This window comes from Micromonospora coerulea (genome assembly GCF_016598485.1).
Lineage (GTDB): Bacteria > Actinomycetota > Actinomycetes > Mycobacteriales > Micromonosporaceae > Micromonospora > Micromonospora coerulea.
Genome location: NZ_JAEMUW010000020.1, coordinates 30,594 through 46,633, shown reverse-complemented (window position 1 = coordinate 46,633; position 16,040 = coordinate 30,594). Strand labels below are relative to the sequence as shown.

At 72.1% G+C, this 16,040-nt stretch carries 21 protein-coding genes; 9 read left to right on the top strand and 12 right to left on the bottom strand.

All coding sequences use genetic code 11. From position 1 onward, the window contains the following. Positions 1-45: 45 nt before the first annotated feature. From I8N68_RS23800 to I8N68_RS23770, 7 genes are all read right to left on the bottom strand, one after another. Entirely contained in the window at positions 46-525 is a 480-nt protein-coding gene (locus tag I8N68_RS23800; RefSeq protein WP_307812949.1) for a pyridoxamine 5'-phosphate oxidase family protein, read from the bottom strand. Positions 526-531: 6 nt separating this feature from the next. After that, entirely contained in the window at positions 532-942 is a 411-nt protein-coding gene (locus I8N68_RS23795; protein WP_200214314.1) for a VOC family protein, read from the bottom strand. Positions 943-947: 5 nt separating this feature from the next. Next, the gene (locus I8N68_RS23790; RefSeq protein ID WP_200214311.1) at positions 948-1,397 is read right to left on the bottom strand and encodes a helix-turn-helix transcriptional regulator; all 450 of its coding nucleotides are present in this window, start codon (positions 1,395-1,397) and stop codon (positions 948-950) included. A 101-nt stretch (positions 1,398-1,498) separates the two neighbouring features. Next, positions 1,499-1,909, bottom strand: a complete 411-nt coding sequence (locus I8N68_RS23785) for a VOC family protein (RefSeq protein ID WP_200214309.1) — start codon at positions 1,907-1,909, stop codon at positions 1,499-1,501. A 13-nt stretch (positions 1,910-1,922) separates the two neighbouring features. Then, positions 1,923-2,687 carry an arsenate reductase/protein-tyrosine-phosphatase family protein gene (locus I8N68_RS23780; RefSeq protein WP_200214305.1) on the bottom strand — a complete coding sequence of 255 codons (765 nt, stop codon included), beginning with the start codon at positions 2,685-2,687 and terminating at the stop codon, positions 1,923-1,925. Positions 2,688-2,853: 166 nt separating this feature from the next. After that, a complete protein-coding gene (locus I8N68_RS23775; protein ID WP_200214302.1) occupies positions 2,854-3,447 on the bottom strand; it encodes a TIGR03086 family metal-binding protein in 594 nt (197 codons plus the stop codon). Between the two features lie 68 nt (positions 3,448-3,515). Beyond that, positions 3,516-4,349 carry an ArsR/SmtB family transcription factor gene (locus I8N68_RS23770; RefSeq protein WP_307812948.1) on the bottom strand — a complete coding sequence of 278 codons (834 nt, stop codon included), beginning with the start codon at positions 4,347-4,349 and terminating at the stop codon, positions 3,516-3,518. A gap of 184 nt (positions 4,350-4,533) precedes the next feature. On the opposite strand from I8N68_RS23770, the gene I8N68_RS23765 reads away from it, so the two are divergent. From I8N68_RS23765 to I8N68_RS33700, 4 genes are all read left to right on the top strand, one after another. Next, positions 4,534-5,247, top strand: coding sequence for a hypothetical protein (locus tag I8N68_RS23765; RefSeq protein WP_200214299.1), 714 nt, complete (start codon positions 4,534-4,536; stop codon positions 5,245-5,247). A 21-nt stretch (positions 5,248-5,268) separates the two neighbouring features. Then, a complete protein-coding gene (locus I8N68_RS23760) occupies positions 5,269-5,673 on the top strand; it encodes a hypothetical protein (RefSeq protein ID WP_200214296.1) in 405 nt (134 codons plus the stop codon). 126 nt (positions 5,674-5,799) lie between these two features. Then, positions 5,800-7,221: an OFA family MFS transporter gene (locus I8N68_RS23755; protein WP_200214294.1), complete on the top strand. Its 1,422-nt coding sequence runs from the start codon at positions 5,800-5,802 to the stop codon at positions 7,219-7,221. Further along, on the top strand, positions 7,218-7,343 hold the full coding sequence (locus tag I8N68_RS33700) for an MFS transporter small subunit (RefSeq protein ID WP_267909654.1): 126 nt from the start codon (positions 7,218-7,220) through the stop codon (positions 7,341-7,343). Before I8N68_RS23755 ends, I8N68_RS33700 begins: the two co-directional genes overlap by 4 nt. Positions 7,344-7,389: 46 nt before the next feature. Here I8N68_RS33700 and I8N68_RS23750 read toward each other — a convergent pair whose 3' ends face one another. Further along, the gene (locus tag I8N68_RS23750) at positions 7,390-8,118 is read right to left on the bottom strand and encodes an SDR family oxidoreductase (protein WP_200214292.1); all 729 of its coding nucleotides are present in this window, start codon (positions 8,116-8,118) and stop codon (positions 7,390-7,392) included. A gap of 78 nt (positions 8,119-8,196) precedes the next feature. Between I8N68_RS23750 and I8N68_RS23745 the strand changes: the two genes are divergently transcribed. The 3 genes from I8N68_RS23745 (at position 8,197) to I8N68_RS23735 (ending at position 10,283) form a co-directional block, all read left to right on the top strand. After that, complete coding sequence (locus I8N68_RS23745; protein ID WP_200214290.1) at positions 8,197-9,027, top strand: patatin-like phospholipase family protein; 831 nt, start codon at positions 8,197-8,199, stop codon at positions 9,025-9,027. A 43-nt stretch (positions 9,028-9,070) separates the two neighbouring features. Beyond that, positions 9,071-9,529, top strand: a complete 459-nt coding sequence (locus I8N68_RS23740; protein WP_307812947.1) for a peroxiredoxin — start codon at positions 9,071-9,073, stop codon at positions 9,527-9,529. 67 nt (positions 9,530-9,596) lie between these two features. After that, a complete protein-coding gene (locus tag I8N68_RS23735; protein WP_200214288.1) occupies positions 9,597-10,283 on the top strand; it encodes a hypothetical protein in 687 nt (228 codons plus the stop codon). 54 nt (positions 10,284-10,337) lie between these two features. Here I8N68_RS23735 and I8N68_RS23730 read toward each other — a convergent pair whose 3' ends face one another. Together I8N68_RS23730 and I8N68_RS23725 are read right to left on the bottom strand one after the other, a co-directional pair. Beyond that, a complete protein-coding gene (locus I8N68_RS23730) occupies positions 10,338-11,525 on the bottom strand; it encodes a GNAT family N-acetyltransferase (protein ID WP_307812946.1) in 1,188 nt (395 codons plus the stop codon). A gap of 32 nt (positions 11,526-11,557) precedes the next feature. Next, a complete protein-coding gene (locus I8N68_RS23725; RefSeq protein ID WP_200214286.1) occupies positions 11,558-12,013 on the bottom strand; it encodes a MarR family winged helix-turn-helix transcriptional regulator in 456 nt (151 codons plus the stop codon). A 91-nt stretch (positions 12,014-12,104) separates the two neighbouring features. Between I8N68_RS23725 and I8N68_RS23720 the strand changes: the two genes are divergently transcribed. After that, positions 12,105-12,548, top strand: coding sequence for a MarR family winged helix-turn-helix transcriptional regulator (locus I8N68_RS23720; RefSeq protein ID WP_200214285.1), 444 nt, complete (start codon positions 12,105-12,107; stop codon positions 12,546-12,548). Positions 12,549-12,610: 62 nt separating this feature from the next. Here the strand turns inward: I8N68_RS23720 and cydB are convergent, their stop codons facing one another. Both cydB and I8N68_RS23710 read right to left on the bottom strand, forming a co-directional pair. Then, complete coding sequence (gene cydB, locus I8N68_RS23715) at positions 12,611-13,609, bottom strand: cytochrome d ubiquinol oxidase subunit II (RefSeq protein ID WP_200214284.1); 999 nt, start codon at positions 13,607-13,609, stop codon at positions 12,611-12,613. A gap of 14 nt (positions 13,610-13,623) precedes the next feature. Then, on the bottom strand, positions 13,624-15,036 hold the full coding sequence (locus I8N68_RS23710) for a cytochrome ubiquinol oxidase subunit I (RefSeq protein WP_200214283.1): 1,413 nt from the start codon (positions 15,034-15,036) through the stop codon (positions 13,624-13,626). 176 nt (positions 15,037-15,212) lie between these two features. On the opposite strand from I8N68_RS23710, the gene I8N68_RS23705 reads away from it, so the two are divergent. Then, on the top strand, positions 15,213-15,986 hold the full coding sequence (locus I8N68_RS23705) for a lysophospholipid acyltransferase family protein (RefSeq protein WP_200214282.1): 774 nt from the start codon (positions 15,213-15,215) through the stop codon (positions 15,984-15,986). Positions 15,987-16,040 lie beyond the last annotated feature (54 nt).

Below are 16,040 nucleotides of genomic sequence, written 5' to 3'. Positions count from 1 at the left end.
GCCCTCGCGGTCTCCGTCGGCGTCGCCTGGCTGTCTCGCTACGGGTCAGGAGCAGGGCGAGTCGGAAGCCACCTGGACCAGCCAGGTGCCGTCACGCATGAGCGTGCGGCCGGCGATCTCGTTGGCCTCGCGCCACACCTGCACCCGCACGGGCCGCAGCACCAGGAAAACGTATCCCGGGCTGGGGCGCGGATCCCAGTCGGCCTGCGCGGCGTAGGCCGCACCCAGCGCATCGTCGGCGGCGACGTCGACCGCCTTCTCAAGGACGGCGTCGATCATCACTACGTCGCGGGTCGGTCCGACGGCGAGGCGGGCCTCGCCGGACGCGGTCAGGTTGCGGGCGGTGACCGAGGACCCCTCGATCGCGATCACCACCCGCTCGTCCACCCAGGCCAGCGACACGGGCACAAGGTACGGCGCGCCTGCGGCCGACGCGGTGGCGACCCAGACGTCGATCGCCGGGGTCGCCAGCATCGCCAGCGTGTCGGCCTTGCGGGTCTCGCGGTCGCGGACCTTGGCGTTCACCACGGCTCAGCGCAGCTCGTTGATGCGGATCAGGTTGCCCGTGGGATCGCGGAAGGCGCAGTCGCGAACGCCGTACGGCTGCTCGGTCGGCTCCTGGACGACGTCGGCGCCGCTGGCCTGCAGCCGGTGGAAGACGCCGTCGAGGTCCTTGGTGGCCAGGGTGATGGCGGTGTAGCTGCCCTTGGCGATCAGCTCGAGGATGGTGCGGCGCTCGTCGTCGGTGATGCCGGGGTCGGCGGCCGGCGGGTGCAGGACGATGGACGTGCCCGGCTGATTGGGGGGACCGACCGTGATCCACCGCATCCCGTCGTATCCGACATCGTTGCGGATCTCGAAGCCGAGGGTGTCGCGATAGAAGGTCAGGGCGGCGTCCGGGTCGGTGTGCGGGAGGAAGGCGTAGTGAATGGTGATGTCCATGGCGGTCAGGCTAGTTGCGGCTTCCTGACCTGCGCTTCTCGATTCCTGATCGGTCTGGTGACCTGTTTCGCCAGGCACGGCGGCATCTCCGCCGTCGCGGGAGCTGTCCGGGCCCGATAGGTGCTCGGCGGCACACCGACCAGCTCGGTGAAGCGGGTGCTGAAGGTGCCCAGCGACGCGCAGCCGACCGCGAAACAGACGTCGGTGACGCTGAGGTCGCCACGACGCAGCAGCGCCATGGCGCGCTCGATGCGCCGGGTCATCAGATAGGCGTACGGCGACTCACCGTAGGCGAGCCGGAACTGGCGGCTGAGGTGCCCGGCCGACATGTTCACGCCGCGGGCGAGCGCCTCGACGTCCAGCGGCCGCGCGTACTCCCGGTCGATCCGGTCGCGGACGCGGCGCAGCCGCGCGAGGTCGCGCAGGTGCTGGGCCGCGGCGGGACTGCTGGTCACCTGCCTGATCGTGCCACGTCGCACCGGAGGTTGCCCAGCGCCGCCGGCGGGCACCGGTCCGGTCGGACGGATCCACCAATCCTTGTCGTGGTGGTCCCGGTTCAGGGGGTGGCCGGTGTGGGTGCGCCCGGCCGGTGGGCGGGTTGGAACAGTTCGATGAGGTTGCCGGCGGGGTCGGTGAGCAGGATCTGGCGTCCGCCGGGGCCGGTGACCACGTCGCTGCGGAACGACACTCCCGTGCTGCGGAGTCGGTTGATCTCGGCATCCAGGTCGTCGACGACCAGATGGATGCGGTTACGCCCGGCGGTGGTGGCGTCGTCGGGGGTGGCGCGGGCGCCGGAGCTGGCTGGCCCGGACAGCAGCAGCCGCAGCGGGCCGCGCACCACATCGGCGAAGGCGGGCGCGGCGCTGGTGCTCAGGGTGAAGCCGAGATGGTTGGTGTAGAAGTCGACGGCCGTCTGGACGTCGTCAACGAGGTAGCGGACACTGGCGTACTTCTCGGGTGCTGTCACGGTGGAATCTCCTTCAAGGACGGCTGGCCGTGAGAACGGGCAGCAGGTGCCTGATGCGGGTGTCGATGTCGGCCGCGGTGTGCTGGAAGGCGCGGTAGTCGGCCTCGCCGGCCGCGGCGGGGTCGGGGACGCTCCAGTGCATTCGCCGGGGATGGTCCGGGAAGTCGGGGCAGGCCTCGCGGGCCTTGTCGCACAAGCTGATCACGTAGTCGAACCGTCGGCCGGTCACCGTGTCCACGTGCCGGGGGTGCTGGTCGGTGATGTCGATGCCGAACTCGTCGCGCAGCACCCGTACGGCGTGGGGATGAAGGTGAGGCTTGGGCCGGTTGCCGGCACTGGCCACGTCGACCTGGCCGCCGGTGTGGTGGCGTAGCAGCGCCGCGCCGATTGGTGAGCGGGCGCTGTTGCCGGTGCACACGAACAGCACGCCGACGCGGGGCGAGCGTCGCGGGTCCACCGGGTGTTCGCGCAGTGCGGGCTCCCGGCGCAGCGCCGGGTGCAGTGCGGCGCCGGCATCGGCCAGCGCAGCGGCGCAGTGCTCCAGATCCAGGTGGTAGTAGCTGTCGCGGCCGTCGAAGCTGCTGCGCGTGGCGGTGACCAGTCCGCCGTCACGCAGCAGCCGCAGATGGTAGGAGACCAGGCTCTGCGGCTCCCCCACCAGCGTCACCAGTTCCCGGACCCGGTAGTCGCTGTCGGCGAGTGCGGTCAGCAGCCGCCACCGCAGCGGATGGGCGGCCAAGCGCACGAACGCCGGGGGAACCTGAGTCGTTGACGCCACGATCAGCAGGATATATCAAATGGGTTTGATGGAATAGTGGTGCGGCGTCCATTGGGTGCCGGGGTCACGCACGCCAAGGTTGATGGTTTCCTCGACCTGAGCGTGCGTGACGGGGCCGAGACCGCAACTCGCCGGCCCAGGGCGTACCCCGCAGCGGCTCGTGCGGTTACCCGCGGGTTGCCGGTTGGCGGCCGAGGAAGGCGATGAGGCGGTCGTTCGGGGTCGCGCCGGCCGGGACGGACACGGGCGGGCCGAACCGCGGAGCGCGCGTGTCGTCGCTGATCAGGGACCGGGACAGGGCGAGGAGTTCGCCGGCGTGGCCGGCCCGGATCTGGCGGTCCACGCCGCAGGTGGTGCTGATGTCCCAGCCGTGTGCCGCGAACTCGATCGCGGCGCCGTGCGCGGCGCTGGTCGCCCATCGGACGTGCTCGGCGGCCGCCGGGCCGAGCGTGTCGCGCTGCACCGCCGATTTCAGCGCGTCGCGCAGGTGGTGGGTCCGGTCGCGCGCGACGGCCACGGCGTCGGCGTCCGGTCGTGGTGTCGCGGTGAGGGTCATGGTGCCGGTGGTGATGACGTTGGCGAGGGCGTCGGCGGAGCCGGCGAGGTGCAGCAGCAACGTCCGCAGGTCCCAGCCGGGGCAGGGCGTCGGCAGGTCGAGGTCGGCGGCGGTGATGCCGGCCATGGCGTCGAGCGCGTAGCTGGCGGACTGGTCGAACAGTGCGACGCCGTCGGCGAGGCGGGTGGTGGTGGATCCCGTCATGACTGTTCCTTCGGGTAGCGGTGGCGTGCGCGGTTGAGGGCTGGGGACGACCCGCACCGTTGGCCGGGTCAGCTTCGAGATGAGGCCGCGCCCCACTGGCTGGCGGTCGACTGGGGCATCTCCCAGGGTGCGTGCGGGAGGACCTCGCCGGTCTCGAGCAGCGACTTGAGGTTCGCGAGGACGGCGGGCCAGCCCTGTGAGATGCCGTTGAGCATCGCCGGGTCGGTGAGGTTCTCGTGGGTGACGGTGAGGCGGACGATGTCGTGGTGCGGTTCGACGAGGAACGTGACGACCGACGGTCCGTCCGCTGCTTCTTCACCGGGAGCCTCGAAGGTGATGACGAGGCGGGTCGGGGGCTCGGTGTGGAGCACTCGTCCGACGACGTCGGGGCCTGATCCGTCGAGGCGTTGGTGTTCCCAGGTCGAGTCGGGCTGCCAGTCGGAGACGTTGGCGTGTCCCCAGTAGCGCGCGGTCAGGTCGGCGTCGGTCAGGGCCTGCCACACCTGTTCGGCGCTGGCGCGGATGTAGGTGACGTAGACGTAGCTCGGGGCGGACGCGGTCGTGTTGATCATGGCTTGCTCCTCTGCCTGGTTCTTGATGGCACTGATCGCGTGCAGGCGGGGCTTGTCGAACCCGGAGATCCAGCGCTGCTCGATCTCGTGGATCGGCGCCGGGTTGAGGTAGTGGAGGCGTTCCCGGCCGCGCCGCACGACGGTGACGAGGTTGGCCTGCTGGAGGAGGTCGAGGTGCTGGGTGGCCGACTGGCGCGCCATCTCGAGGTGTTCGCAGAGTTGTCGCAGGGTCTGGCCGTTCTGTTGCCGTAGCCGGTCGAGCAGGAGTCGCCGGGTGGGGTCGGCCAGTGCCTTGAAGACGGCGTCCATCCCGCTGGCGTCTGCGCTCACCCGACGATTATGCAGGTAGCTACCTGCATAAGTCAACGAGATGCCGCGACGCCGATTTGCGGTGGCGGAATGTCTTGCCCGTCCCGCTTCGGGTGCCGGGAGTGGGCGTCGGTGCACCGAGGGTGATTGCGCCCGTCCACTGTGGTGGGCATCATCGATCTCACGGCGTCAGTGGGGAGGACGCGTGGGCACACGGATCGCGGGGTTCCTCCGTCGGCGTCTGCGCTGGCGTGGCCGCCGGTTGGCCGGGTTCCTGGGCCTGCTGGCATTGTCGGCGGCGCTGCTGACCTGGGGCCGCGGGGTGACCGGGTACAACCAGGAGCTGCTGCTCAACATCGGCGCGAGCATCGTGATCGTGGCGTTCTCGTACGCGATCGTGGATCCGTTGTTCGAGGAGTTGCGCCGGTCACGGGTGGAGGAGCATCCGCGCTTCGACGACGAGGAGTTCAGCGCGCACGTGGCGGGCGCCGCCTCGCTGGTCTCGATCATGGACACGGGCAGTCACCTGCTCGAGGGCTCCGGACGGGACCGGTTCCTGCGGGCCCTGCGCACCGCGCTGGGCAACGGCGTGCTGGTGCGGGTGCTGCTGCTGGATCCGGACTCGGCGGCGGCGTCGCAGCGGGCCGAGGAGATCCGACCGGTGAACGTCCGCGAGGTGATCGTGGACAACCTGCGCCGGCTCAACGAGTTCGCCGAGTCCCTCGACGCCGAGACCCGGGGGCGGTTCCAGGTGCGGATCTACGACGCGTCGCCGACGGCGCACATGTTCCGGTGGGACGACAAGGCGTTGATCTCCTTCTTCCCCATCGGGGTGCGGGCGTCGGCGGCACCGCACCTGGAGGTCTTCATGGGCAGCCCGCTCGGCGAGTTCGTGGAGAGCCGCTTCGACGAGCTGTGACGGCATCCGAGCACCCGGCGGTTGGCCGAGTACGTCTGCCTGCCGATGGCGTTGCGGTACGACGGTGTGGTGCTGCGGTCCTGCGAGGTGCACTACGTGGCGTTGGTCGACGGGTGGTGCATCGACGGCTCGCCGATCGTCGACCAGTTGACCGATCACGGCACGGGGCCGCTGGAGGTGCAGTTGTCCCGGCCGTTGGCCGTGGACGGCTGGGCGGGTACCCGGTTCCGGTTGGCGCGGGTCGACGGGGACGCGCAGCGGGCGCGGGTGTTCGCGTTGTTCGACGCGAAGTACGGGCCCCGCCGCCTGGCCGGTCCGGGCCGGGCGCGGCTGGCGTTGCGGCTGATCCCCTGGCGGGACGTCGGCGGGGACGGTACGGCGCTGGCGGGTTCCGGCGAGGTGAGCCCGGGGGCTTCCGTGGCGTGACGGCGCCGCCGGGTTGACCGCTCGGCTCAGGAATTCGACCGCCGGGCGCGGGAGGGGTTTCGGCGCGGCCTGCGGCAGGGGCATGAATCGGGAACGGTTCTCGCCATCTTCCGGAGAGGAAGCAGCATGCTTTCCGCACTCGATCGTCGGCACACCGTCGCGCCGCCCGGGTACAGCCGTTGGCTGATTCCGCCGGCGGCGCTCGCGATTCATCTCTGCATCGGGCAGGTCTACGCGACCAGCGTGTACAAGAACTCCCTCATCGCGCACTTCGACACCAGCCAGACGGCGATCGGGGTGATCTTCAGTATCGCCATCGTGATGCTGGGGTTGTCCGCGGCGGTGGCGGGAACCTGGGTCGAGGCGAACGGGCCGCGTAAGGCGATGTTCGTCTCGGCGTGCTTCTGGGCGGCCGGCTTCGCGGTGGGCGCGCTGGGCATCGCGACGCGGCAGTTGTGGCTGCTGTACCTGGGGTACGGGCTGCTCGGCGGCATCGGTCTGGGGATCGGGTACATCTCCCCCGTCTCCACGTTGATCAAGTGGTTCCCGGACCGGCCGGGGCTGGCCACCGGGTTGGCGATCATGGGGTTCGGTGGTGGGGCCATGGTGGCCTCTCCCCTGTCCCGGCAGCTGCTGTCGTTCTACGACCCGGGCTACGACCCGTCCAACGCCGGTTCGACCGCGTCGGGCGGCGCGCTGGTGTGGTTGTTCGTGACGTTGGGCGTCGGCTACTTCCTGATCATGATGTTCGGGGTGTTCAACGTGCGGGTGCCGGCGGCGGACTGGCGGCCGGCCGGCTTCGACCCGGCCCGGGTGGCGGCGAAGCCGCTGGTGACCACGGCGAACGTGTCGGCGGCGAACGCGGTCAAGACGCGGTCGTTCTGGCTGCTGTGGGTGGTGCTGTTCTGCAACGTGACCGCCGGGATCGGGATCCTGGAGCAGGCCAGCCCGATGATCCAGGACTTCTTCCGCGACAACGGCACGTCGGCGGTGTCGGTGGCGGCGGCGGGCGGCTTCGTGGGGCTGCTGTCGCTGTTCAACATGGCCGGCCGGTTCGTCTGGTCGTCGACCTCGGACGTGATCGGCCGCAAGCCCATCTACCTGGTCTATCTCGGCGTCGGCATGGTGCTGTACGCGCTGCTGGCGCTGGTCGGGCAGACGGCCACGGCGCTGTTCGTGCTGCTGGCGTGCGTGATCCTGTCGTTCTACGGCGGCGGGTTCGCCACCGTGCCGGCGTACCTGCGGGACCTGTTCGGCACGTTCCAGGTGGGGGCGATCCACGGCCGGCTGTTGACGGCGTGGTCGGCGGCGGGGATCGCCGGCCCGCTGATCGTCAACGGCTTTCTGGACGCCCAGGGCAAGCCCGGCACGTTGACGGCGGCGGCGTACCGGCCGGCGCTGTTCACGATGATCGGGTTGCTGGCGGTGGGGTTCCTCGCGAACCTGCTAATCCGGCCGGTGCCCGAGCGGTTCCAGGAGCCGCCGGCGGACGGTGGCGGGGATGAGGGTACGGAGCCGGTGACGGCGGAGAGGAGCGGCACGCGATGAACGAGGCAGGCCCCCGCGGGCAGCAGGCCCGGTTGTGGATCTCGTGGTTGGTGGTGTCGGTGCTGCTGGGTTACGGGGTGGTGCAGACGCTGATCACCGCCGCGAAGTTGTTCACCCACTAGCAATGGACGGAGACGGCCCGGGGCGAGGCGCCCCGGGCCGTCGTCGTCACAGGCCGCCGGCGACCCGCAGCACCGCGCCGGTGGTGTAGGAGGCGTCGGGGCCCAGCAGGAAGGCGATCGTGCCGGCGACCTCATCCGGTTCGCCGGCGCGGCCCAGCGGGATGCGACCGGCGGCGCTGTCGGGGCGGTCGGGTACGCCGGACAGGGCGTGGATGTCGGTGCGGACGATGCCGGGGGCGACGGCGTTGACCCGGATGCCGCGCGGGGCGAGTTCCTTGGCCAGGCCCACGGTGAGGGTGTCGGTGGCCGCCTTGACCGCGGCGTAGTGGATGTACTCGCCGGGGCTGCCCAGGGTGGCCGCGGCGGAGGAGACGTTGACGATGGCGCCGCCGCGGGTCATCCGGCGGGCGGCTTCCTGGGCGCACAGGACGTACCCGATGAGGTTGACGTCGACGACCTGGCGCAGGTCGTCGAGGCACAACTCGGTGAACGGGCCGATCGGGCTGGTGACGCCGGCGTTGTTGACCAGGCCGGTGAGCTCGCCCAGGTCGGCCGCGGCGTCGAAGAGCCGCCGTACCTGATCGGGGTCGGTCGTGTCGGCCGCAACGGCGAGGCCGCGGGCGCCGGCGGCGTGGACGTCGTCGAGCACCGCCCGGGCGGCGGCGTGGTCACGGCGGTAGCCGATGGCGATGTGGTGACCGGCCGCGGCGAGGCGGCGGGCGGTGGCGGCGCCGATGCCGCGTCCGCCGCCGGTGACGATGGTGACGCAAGTCAATGGACCGCTCCCCTGCCGTGGTGGTGCCGGTGACGTTACCGTGGCCGGCACGGCCGGCGGTGGAGAGGACGATCACACGTGACACGCGCACTGGTGCTCGGTGGTGGCGGGGTGACCGGGGTGGCCTGGGAGTTGGGGCTGCTGGCCGGGTTGGCGGCTCGGGGGGTGGAGCTGGCCGGGGCGGACCTGGTGGTGGGCACGTCGGCGGGGTCGGTGGTGGGTGCGCAGGTGTGCTCCGGGGTGCCGGTGGAGCAGTTGTACGCGGCGCAGCTGCGACCGGCGACCGGTGAGGTGGCGGCCCGGTTCGGGATGGGCGCGGTGGCGCGGCTGTTGTGGGCCGGGGGGCGGACCCGCGACGAGGTGCGGTCGCGGGCGCTGATCGGGGCGATGGCCCTGGCCGCGCGGACGCCGTCGGAGGCGTCGCGGCGGGCGGTGATCGAGGGGCGGCTGCCGTCGTCGCGGTGGCCGACGCGGCGGCTGCTGGTCACGGCGGTGGACGCCGCCTCGGGCGAGTTCGTGGCGTTCGACGCCGCCAGCGGGGTGTCCCTGGTGGACGCGGTGGGAGCCAGTTGCGCGGTGCCGGGGGTGTGGCCGCCGGTGACGATCGGCGACCGCCGGTACGTCGACGGTGGGGTGCGCTCGGCGGTGAACGCGGACCTGGCCGCCGGCGCGGAGGCGGTGGTGGTGCTGGCCCCGGTGTCGTCGGCGTTCGGGCCGATGCCGCGGCTGTCGGCCCAGCTGGCGGCGTTGCGCCGGGGTGCGCGGGTGGCGGTGGTGGCGCCGGACGCGGCGGCGCGGCGGGCGATCGGGCGCAACGTGCTCGATCCGGCGCGGCGGGCCGGTGCGGCGCGGGCCGGTCGGGCGCAGGCGGCCGCGGTGGCCGACGAGGTGGCGGCGGTGTGGGGATGATCGCCTAGGCTCCGCGCGTCGGGTCGATCAGCGGAGGTGCGCGGTGGGTGTGGGTGTCGGGGATCTGGTGGACGATTTCGCGTTGCCGGACGAGACGGGGAGGGTCCGGCGGCTGTCGGAGCTGCTGGCGGCGGGGCCGGTGGTGCTGTTCTTCTATCCGGCGGCGATGACGCGCGGCTGCACGGCGGAGAGCTGCCACTTCCGCGATCTGGCGGCGGAGTTCGCGGCGGTGGGTGCCCAGCGGGTGGGGATCAGCCGCGATCCGGTCGAGAAGCAGGCGGAGTTCTCCCGGCGGCACGGGTTCGACTATCCGCTGCTGTCGGACGCCGACGGGGCGGTGGCGCAGGCGTTCGGGGTGCGGCGGCGGCTGCCGTTGGGGGCGTTGAGCATGCGGCGGATGACGTTCGTGATCGGCCAGGACCGGCGGGTGCTGGCGGTGGTGCACAGCGAGTTGAGCATGAACGAGCACGCCGACGCGGCGTTGCGCGCGTTGGGGGCCTGATCGTCGCGGTGTCGCAGCCGGCTGATATCAAGGCGGCAATCAAACAGGTGTACGGAAGAGGGCTGTGATGGCGGGCCAGGGTTTGTCCACTGACGAGGTGCAGGGCATCCGCGAGGCGTTGGCGGCCGGGCGGAAGCCGAAGGTGGTGTTCACCGCCGCGGCAGGCCAGGTGGCCGGTCAGCTCGGGCAGGTGGTGGAGCTGACCGATCCGGCGGTGTCCGAGGAGTTCGTGGTGGTGCGGTTCGGCCGCGACGAGCTGCCCTTCTCCCCCGCCGACGTGGCGGTCGCGCCGCGGGGCGCGGGGCGGAAGGTGGCGGAGCCGAAGCCGGAGCCGGCCGTCGAGGAGCCGGCGAGGCCGGCGGAGCCGGAGTTCGTGCTGGACACCCCGCGGGTGCCGGCGCCACGGGGAGAGGAGCCGAAGGTGGAGCAGCAGGTGGAGGCGAAGCCGGCGCGCCGGCCGGTGAAGGCGGCGAAGCCGAAGGGCCCGGCGGGTCTGACGGTGACGCTGGCGTACGCCGACGGCGAGTGGACGGTGGCGGCGCAGCAGGGCGCGAAGGCCCTCGCCAAGCCGTACGTGGTGAAGCCGGCGGAGGCGCTGCGGATGGTGGCGCTGGTCGACGTGCCGGGGGTGCAGGAGGCGGTGGAGCAGATCCTCGCCGCCGAGCGGGCCGAGGCGGAACAGCAGGCCGAGAAGCTGCGCGCGGAGCTGGCGGAGATCGAGGCCCGGCTGGCGGACCTGCGCGACGCCCGCTGACGGGTCTCCCGGGCGGCGGCTCGTCGCGGGCCGCCGCCCGGGCGTCAGCACCGGTCAGAAGTAGTCGTGCAGGTGGGCCGCTCCCCCGGCGGCGAGCAGGTCCAACGGGCCCGGGTCCGCGCCGGTGGCGGCGTGCAGCAGACCCGCCTCGGCGGCGGCGCGGGCGTCGGTGGCGCCGCAGTAGAGCAGGGCGAAGCCGCGCACGGTCAGCCGCAGGTCGGGGTCGGTGGTGACCCGGCTGAGCCGGGCGCCGCCGTCGGCGACGTCGAGGCGCCAGGCGCCGCTGTTCCACTCGGCGAGGTCGTCGTGGAGGGTGAACTCGACGCTGCCGCGCAGGTGGGCGGGCCAGCCGCGGTCGGCGACGGCGCGGGTCACGTCGACGGGGCGGTGCATCCACAGGTCCCGCTCGTGTTCCCGGCCGGCTTCCAGGGGCAGGTGGGCGCTGACGGCGTCGCCGGGCAGCGGGCAGATCCGCAGGGTGGGGGCGACGCTGTGCCAGCTGGCGAGGCTGCCGATCAGCGCGCGGGCGGCGTCGCCGGTGCTGGCGGCGATGTCCTCGACGGTGAGCACGGCGTCGTGGCCGTAGCCGCGGCCGCGGTTCCAGCCGGCGTAGCCGACCAGGTCACCGTCGTGTTCGACGAGGGTGAGGCCATCGTACGGGAGGCTGTCGGGCTGGGCGAACAGGTCACCGCGGCGGGTGAGCAGGCCGCGGCGGTGGCGGGCCACCCGTTCGTACAGGGCGGTCACGGCGGGCAGGTCGGCCGGTTGGCCGGCGCGCAGCCGCAGCTGCGGTGCGGGCCGGTGCCGGGGCAGCGTCGCGGTGGGCAGGGCGACGGTGCGCAGGACGCCGGCGACCTCCCAGCCGCAGGCCCGGTAGGGGGCGGTGAGGGTGGGGAACAGGGCGCTGACCGCCGCGCCGCGGTCGTGGGCGCCGCGCAGCAGTGCGGCGAGCAGGGCGCGGGCCACGCCCCGGTCGCGCGCCTCGGGGGCGACGGCGACCCCGCCGACATCGGCGGCGCGCACTGTCCGGTCGTGCCACCACTGCTCGTGGTGCAGGTCCACGGCCTTGCCGACGAGCCGGCCGCGCTCGTCGAACGCCCCGTAGCGGGTCAGGCCGGATGCGGGTGCGGTGGCGGGCGGCGGCGGCTGCGGGTCGGAGCCGAACGCGAGCCGGCCGAGCTGCCAGGCGGTCGGTGAGGTCGTCGGGGGTGAGTTCGCGGACGGTGACGGGCATCGGGCCACCCTAGCGACGGGGTTGCCGGCGGTGCGGCGATTTACCGGCCGCTGTGGTGGTCGAGCACGGCGGTGAGCAGCCTGTTCAGCTCGTCGCGTTCGCTCGGGGACAGCGGGGCGAGCAGGGTGTCCTGGACCCGGTCGAGGGTGTCCCCCATCCGGTGCAGCTCGCGGCGGCCGGCGGTGGTGAGGGTGATCACGTTGCGCCGCCGGTCGGCGGGGTCGGGTGAGCGGCGGACCAGGTTCTTGGCGGCGAGTTCGTTGAGGACGGCCACCACGTCGCTGCGGTCGACGCCGCAGCGACGGCCCAGGTCGGCCTGGCTGGCCGGGCCGAACTCGTCGAGGGCGGCGAGCAGCCGGTAGTGGTAGCCGCGGGCGTCGAGCGCGCCGAGCCCCTCGGCGACCAGGCGGGCGGCGTGCGCCGCGGTCTGGGTGAGCAGCCAGCTCGGGGTGGTCCGCAGCCGGGCGGGGGTCGCGGCGCCGGGGGTGGGCTCCATGGTGCAGACCATACCAGCAGTCGTTGGCTTCACCCACGATTTCTGATATGTTGGCCCTACCAACATTGGATCAGCCAACGAAGGAGCAACCATGCCCCGCACACCCGTCCTCACCGGCCAGGTCATCGGCCAGGCCCACTACGCCACCCGGGCGGTGCTCGAACGCGAGCTGGCCGCCATGGGGCTCACCTTCTTCCAGTCCCTCGCGCTCAACGCCGTCGCCGCCGAGGGCGGGGCCGTCGAGCACGCCCCGCTTGTCGACCGGATGACCGGCGCGCTCAAGGTCGACGAATCGGCGGTCCAGGCGACGATCGACGAGCTGAGCGCCGCCGGGCTGCTCCGCACGCTGCCGTCCGGAGGATCCGGTCTCGCGCTGACCGACGCCGGCCGGGCGCGCCAGCGGCAGGTCGCCGACGGGGTCGCCGGCATCGTCGCCCGGCTGTACGCGGACATCCCCGCCGCCGAGCTGGAGGTCGCCGGACGCGTCCTCACCCTGCTCAAGCAGCGGGCGGACGCCGAGCTGGCGACGGCCTGAACGCCGCGCGGGGCCGGTGCGACCCCCTCGCACCAGCCCCGCGTCCCGCGCCCGCAGGCTGATCAGTGCCGCGGAATGTGCACTACCCCGATCCGCTTGCGGAACACCCAGTACGTCCAACCCTGGTAGGCCAGCACGATCGGGGTGAAGACCACCGCCACCCAGGTCATGATCTTCAAGGTGTACGGGGTCGAGGCGGCGTTGGTCGCGGTGAGCGTCCCGGCGGCGTCCAGCGTCGACGGCAGCACGTTCGGGAACAGCGCCGCGAACAGGGTCGCCACGGCCAGGGCGATCGCCACCGCGGTGCCGGTGAACGCCCAGCCCTCCCGGCGTACCCGGGCGGCGGCGAGACCACCGAGCAGGGCGAGGGCGGCGCCGACCGCGAGCACGACGGCGGCGGCGCTGGAGCGGATGGTCAGCGTCCAGGTCAGGAACGCCACCGCGACCACGGCGGTACCGACGCCGAGCTTGACGGCCAGCGCGCCGGCCCGCTCGCGGATCTCGCCGGTGGTCTTCAGCGCGACGAACACCGCGCCGTGGGTGAGGAACAGCGCCAGCGTGGTCAGGCCGCCGAGCAGGGCGTACGGGTTGAGCAGGTCGACCAGGCCGCCGACGTACTCGTGGTCGCCGTCCAGCGGGACCCCGCGCAGGATGTTGGCGAACGCGACGCCCCACAGGATCGCCGGCAGCAGCGAGCCGAAGAAGATCGCCCGGTCCCAGCGGGCCTTCCACCACGCCTCGGGGCGCTTGTGCCGGTACTCGAAGGCCACCCCGCGGGCGATCAGCGCCAGCAGGATCAGCAGCAGCGGCAGGTAGAAGCCGGAGAAGAGGGTGGCGTACCACTCGGGGAAGGCGGCGAACATCGCGCCGCCGGCGGTGATCAGCCAGACCTCGTTGCCGTCCCATACCGGGCCGATGGTGTTGATCAGGACGCGGCGTTCCCGGTCGTCGCGGCCGAGCACGGGCAGCAGCATGCCGACGCCGAAGTCGAAGCCTTCGAGGATGAAGTAGCCGGTGAACAGCACGGCGACGAGGAGAAACCAGACGGTCGTCAGTTCCACGATGGGCTCCGGGATCAGTAGGCGAACGCCAGCGGGCGCTCGGCGTCGTCGGTGGCGTCGTCAGCGGGCTCCGGGGTGAGGTCGGGCACGCCGGCCCGGGCGTAGCGGACCAGCAGCTTGAACTCGACCACCGCGAGGCTGGCGTAGATCAGCGTGAAGGCGGTGAACGAGGTGAGCACCTCGGTCAGCGAGACGCTGCGCGACACCCCGTTGCGGGTGAGCATCTCGCCGAAGACGATCCACGGCTGACGGCCCATCTCGGTGAAGATCCAGCCGAACGAGTTGGCCAACAGCGGCAGCACCGGCATCACCAGGCCGGCGCGCAGCAGCCACCTGCTGGTCGGGGTGCGACCCTTGCGGTGGCTCCAGAGCACCAGCAGCGCGATCGCCGCGGCGGCCATCCCGAAGGCGATCATGAAGCGGAAGCTCCAGTAGGTGACCGGGATGATCGGGGTGTAGCTGCCCGCGCCGTACTGGCTGGCGTACTGGGCCTGCAGGTCGTTGATGCCGTGGACGGTGCCGTTGGGGTCGCCGGTGCCGAGGTACGACAGCAGGTACGGGATCTTGATGGCGAACAGCTCGCGGCTGCCGTCGAGGCTGCCGACGGTGAGCACGGAGAACGAGGCGGGGCTCTCGGTGGTGTAGAGGCCCTCGGCGGCGGCCATCTTCATCGGCTGCACGTCGGTCATGATCTTGCCCTGGATGTCGCCGGTGAACAGCACCGCGGCGGAGGCGACCAGGACCACCCACGAGCCGAACTTGGTGGCGAAGCGGTAGGCGCCGGTGTCGGCGGAGTCGCGGTTGCGGATCACGTGCCACAGGCCGACTGCCACGATCAGCGACCCGGCGACCAGGAACGAGCCGGCCAGGGTGTGCGGGAAGGTGATCAGGGCGACCTTGTTGGTCAGCACGGCCGGGAAGTCGGTCAGCTCCGCACGACCGGTGTCCGGGTTGATCCGGTAGCCGACCGGGTTCTGCATGAACGAGTTCGCGGCCAGGATGAAGTACGCGCTCAGGTTGGTGCCGATCGCCGCGGCCCAGATGCTGGCCAGATGCGCCCGCTTGGGCAGCCGGTCCCAACCGAAGATCCACAGGCCGATGAAGGTCGACTCCAGGAAGAACGCGACCAGCGCCTCGATCGCCAGTGGGGCGCCGAAGATGTCGCCGACGAAGCGCGAGTAGTCGCTCCAGTTCATGCCGAACTGGAACTCCTGCACGATGCCGGTGACCACACCCATCGCGAAGTTGATCAGGAACAGCTTGCCGTAGAACTTGGTCAGCTTGAGGTACCGCTCGTTGCCGGTGCGGTGCCACATGGTCTGCAGGATGGCCACCAGCACGGAGAGTCCGATGGTCAAGGGCACGAAGAGAAAGTGGTAGACGGTGGTGACACCGAACTGCCAGCGGGCGACGTCCAACGCGTCCACCTGAAACCCCCAGCTGTGCGTACTACGGGACGTAGTAAATACTACTGCGCGTCGTAGAAGGGCCGACAGGGCCGGGGGTCCCGATCCGGCCCGGGACCAATGACCCTGATCACCTCTGCCGCTCACCCGGGATCGGGTCCCCCGCTCACCCCGACGCGTGCGACCATCTCGCTCTGATGGACAACCCGACCCCGTGGCGACCGCCGCTGCTGTGGCGCGCCGCCCAACTGCTCGCCCGCGCCATCGTCGCCGCGCTCGGCCGATTTGAGGTCACCGGCGACGTGCCGGCCGAGCTGCGCCGCGGACCGTTGATCCTGGCCGCCAACCACATCAGCCCGTTCGACCCCGTGGTGCTGGCCGCCGCGTGCCGCGCCCGCGGCGTCGCCCCGCGGATCATGGCCACCGGTGGACTGTTCCGCACCGCCGTGCTCGGCCCGCTGATGCGCCGCGCCGGGCACATCCGCGTGGACCGGGGCACCGCCTCCGTGCACCAGGCGCTCGACATGGCCGCGTCGGCCGTCGCCGGTGGCTCGGTGATCCTGGTCTACCCCGAGGGGCGGATCGGGCTGGCCCCGGGCATGTGGCCCGAGCGCGGCAAGACCGGCGCCGCGCGGCTCGCGCTCGCCTGCGGCGCACCGGTGATCCCGGTCGCCCAGTGGGGCTCCCACGAGGTGCTGCCGTACCGGACCCCCCAGGGCATGCTGCGCGGCCTGGCCCGGGCACTGCGGCGCCGCCCGACCATCCGGGTGCACTTCGGGGCCCCGGTGACGCTGCGCGACCTGCCCCCCGGCACCCCGGGGGCGGCCCGCCGGGCCACCGACCGGATCATCGACGCGATCACCGACGACCTGGTCCCGTTGCGACCGGATGAACCCGACGAACCCCGCCACGTCGACCCGGGCCGCCCGGTCGACACCAGCCGCGTCCACCGCCGGCACCGGCCGGCCTGATTTGCCTTCGAGTGCGCTCGAAGGATGAGACTCTTCGGCCGGGACAGGGCGTCC

Bases quoted from the DNA above. Each gene is read 5' to 3' on its own strand.
- I8N68_RS23735 (WP_200214288.1), top strand. From the start codon at position 9,597: ATGGCGGGCCAGGGTTTGTCCACTGACGAGGTGCAGGGCATCCGCGAG.
- I8N68_RS23755 (WP_200214294.1), top strand. From the start codon at position 5,800: ATGCTTTCCGCACTCGATCGTCGGCACACCGTCGCGCCGCCCGGGTAC.
- I8N68_RS33700 (WP_267909654.1), top strand. From the start codon at position 7,218: ATGAACGAGGCAGGCCCCCGCGGGCAGCAGGCCCGGTTGTGGATCTCG.
- I8N68_RS23725 (WP_200214286.1), bottom strand. From the start codon at position 12,013: ATGGAGCCCACCCCCGGCGCCGCGACCCCCGCCCGGCTGCGGACCACC.
- I8N68_RS23795 (WP_200214314.1), bottom strand. From the start codon at position 942: ATGGACATCACCATTCACTACGCCTTCCTCCCGCACACCGACCCGGAC.
- I8N68_RS23775 (WP_200214302.1), bottom strand. From the start codon at position 3,447: ATGACGGGATCCACCACCACCCGCCTCGCCGACGGCGTCGCACTGTTC.
- I8N68_RS23720 (WP_200214285.1), top strand. From the start codon at position 12,105: ATGCCCCGCACACCCGTCCTCACCGGCCAGGTCATCGGCCAGGCCCAC.
- I8N68_RS23705 (WP_200214282.1), top strand. From the start codon at position 15,213: ATGGACAACCCGACCCCGTGGCGACCGCCGCTGCTGTGGCGCGCCGCC.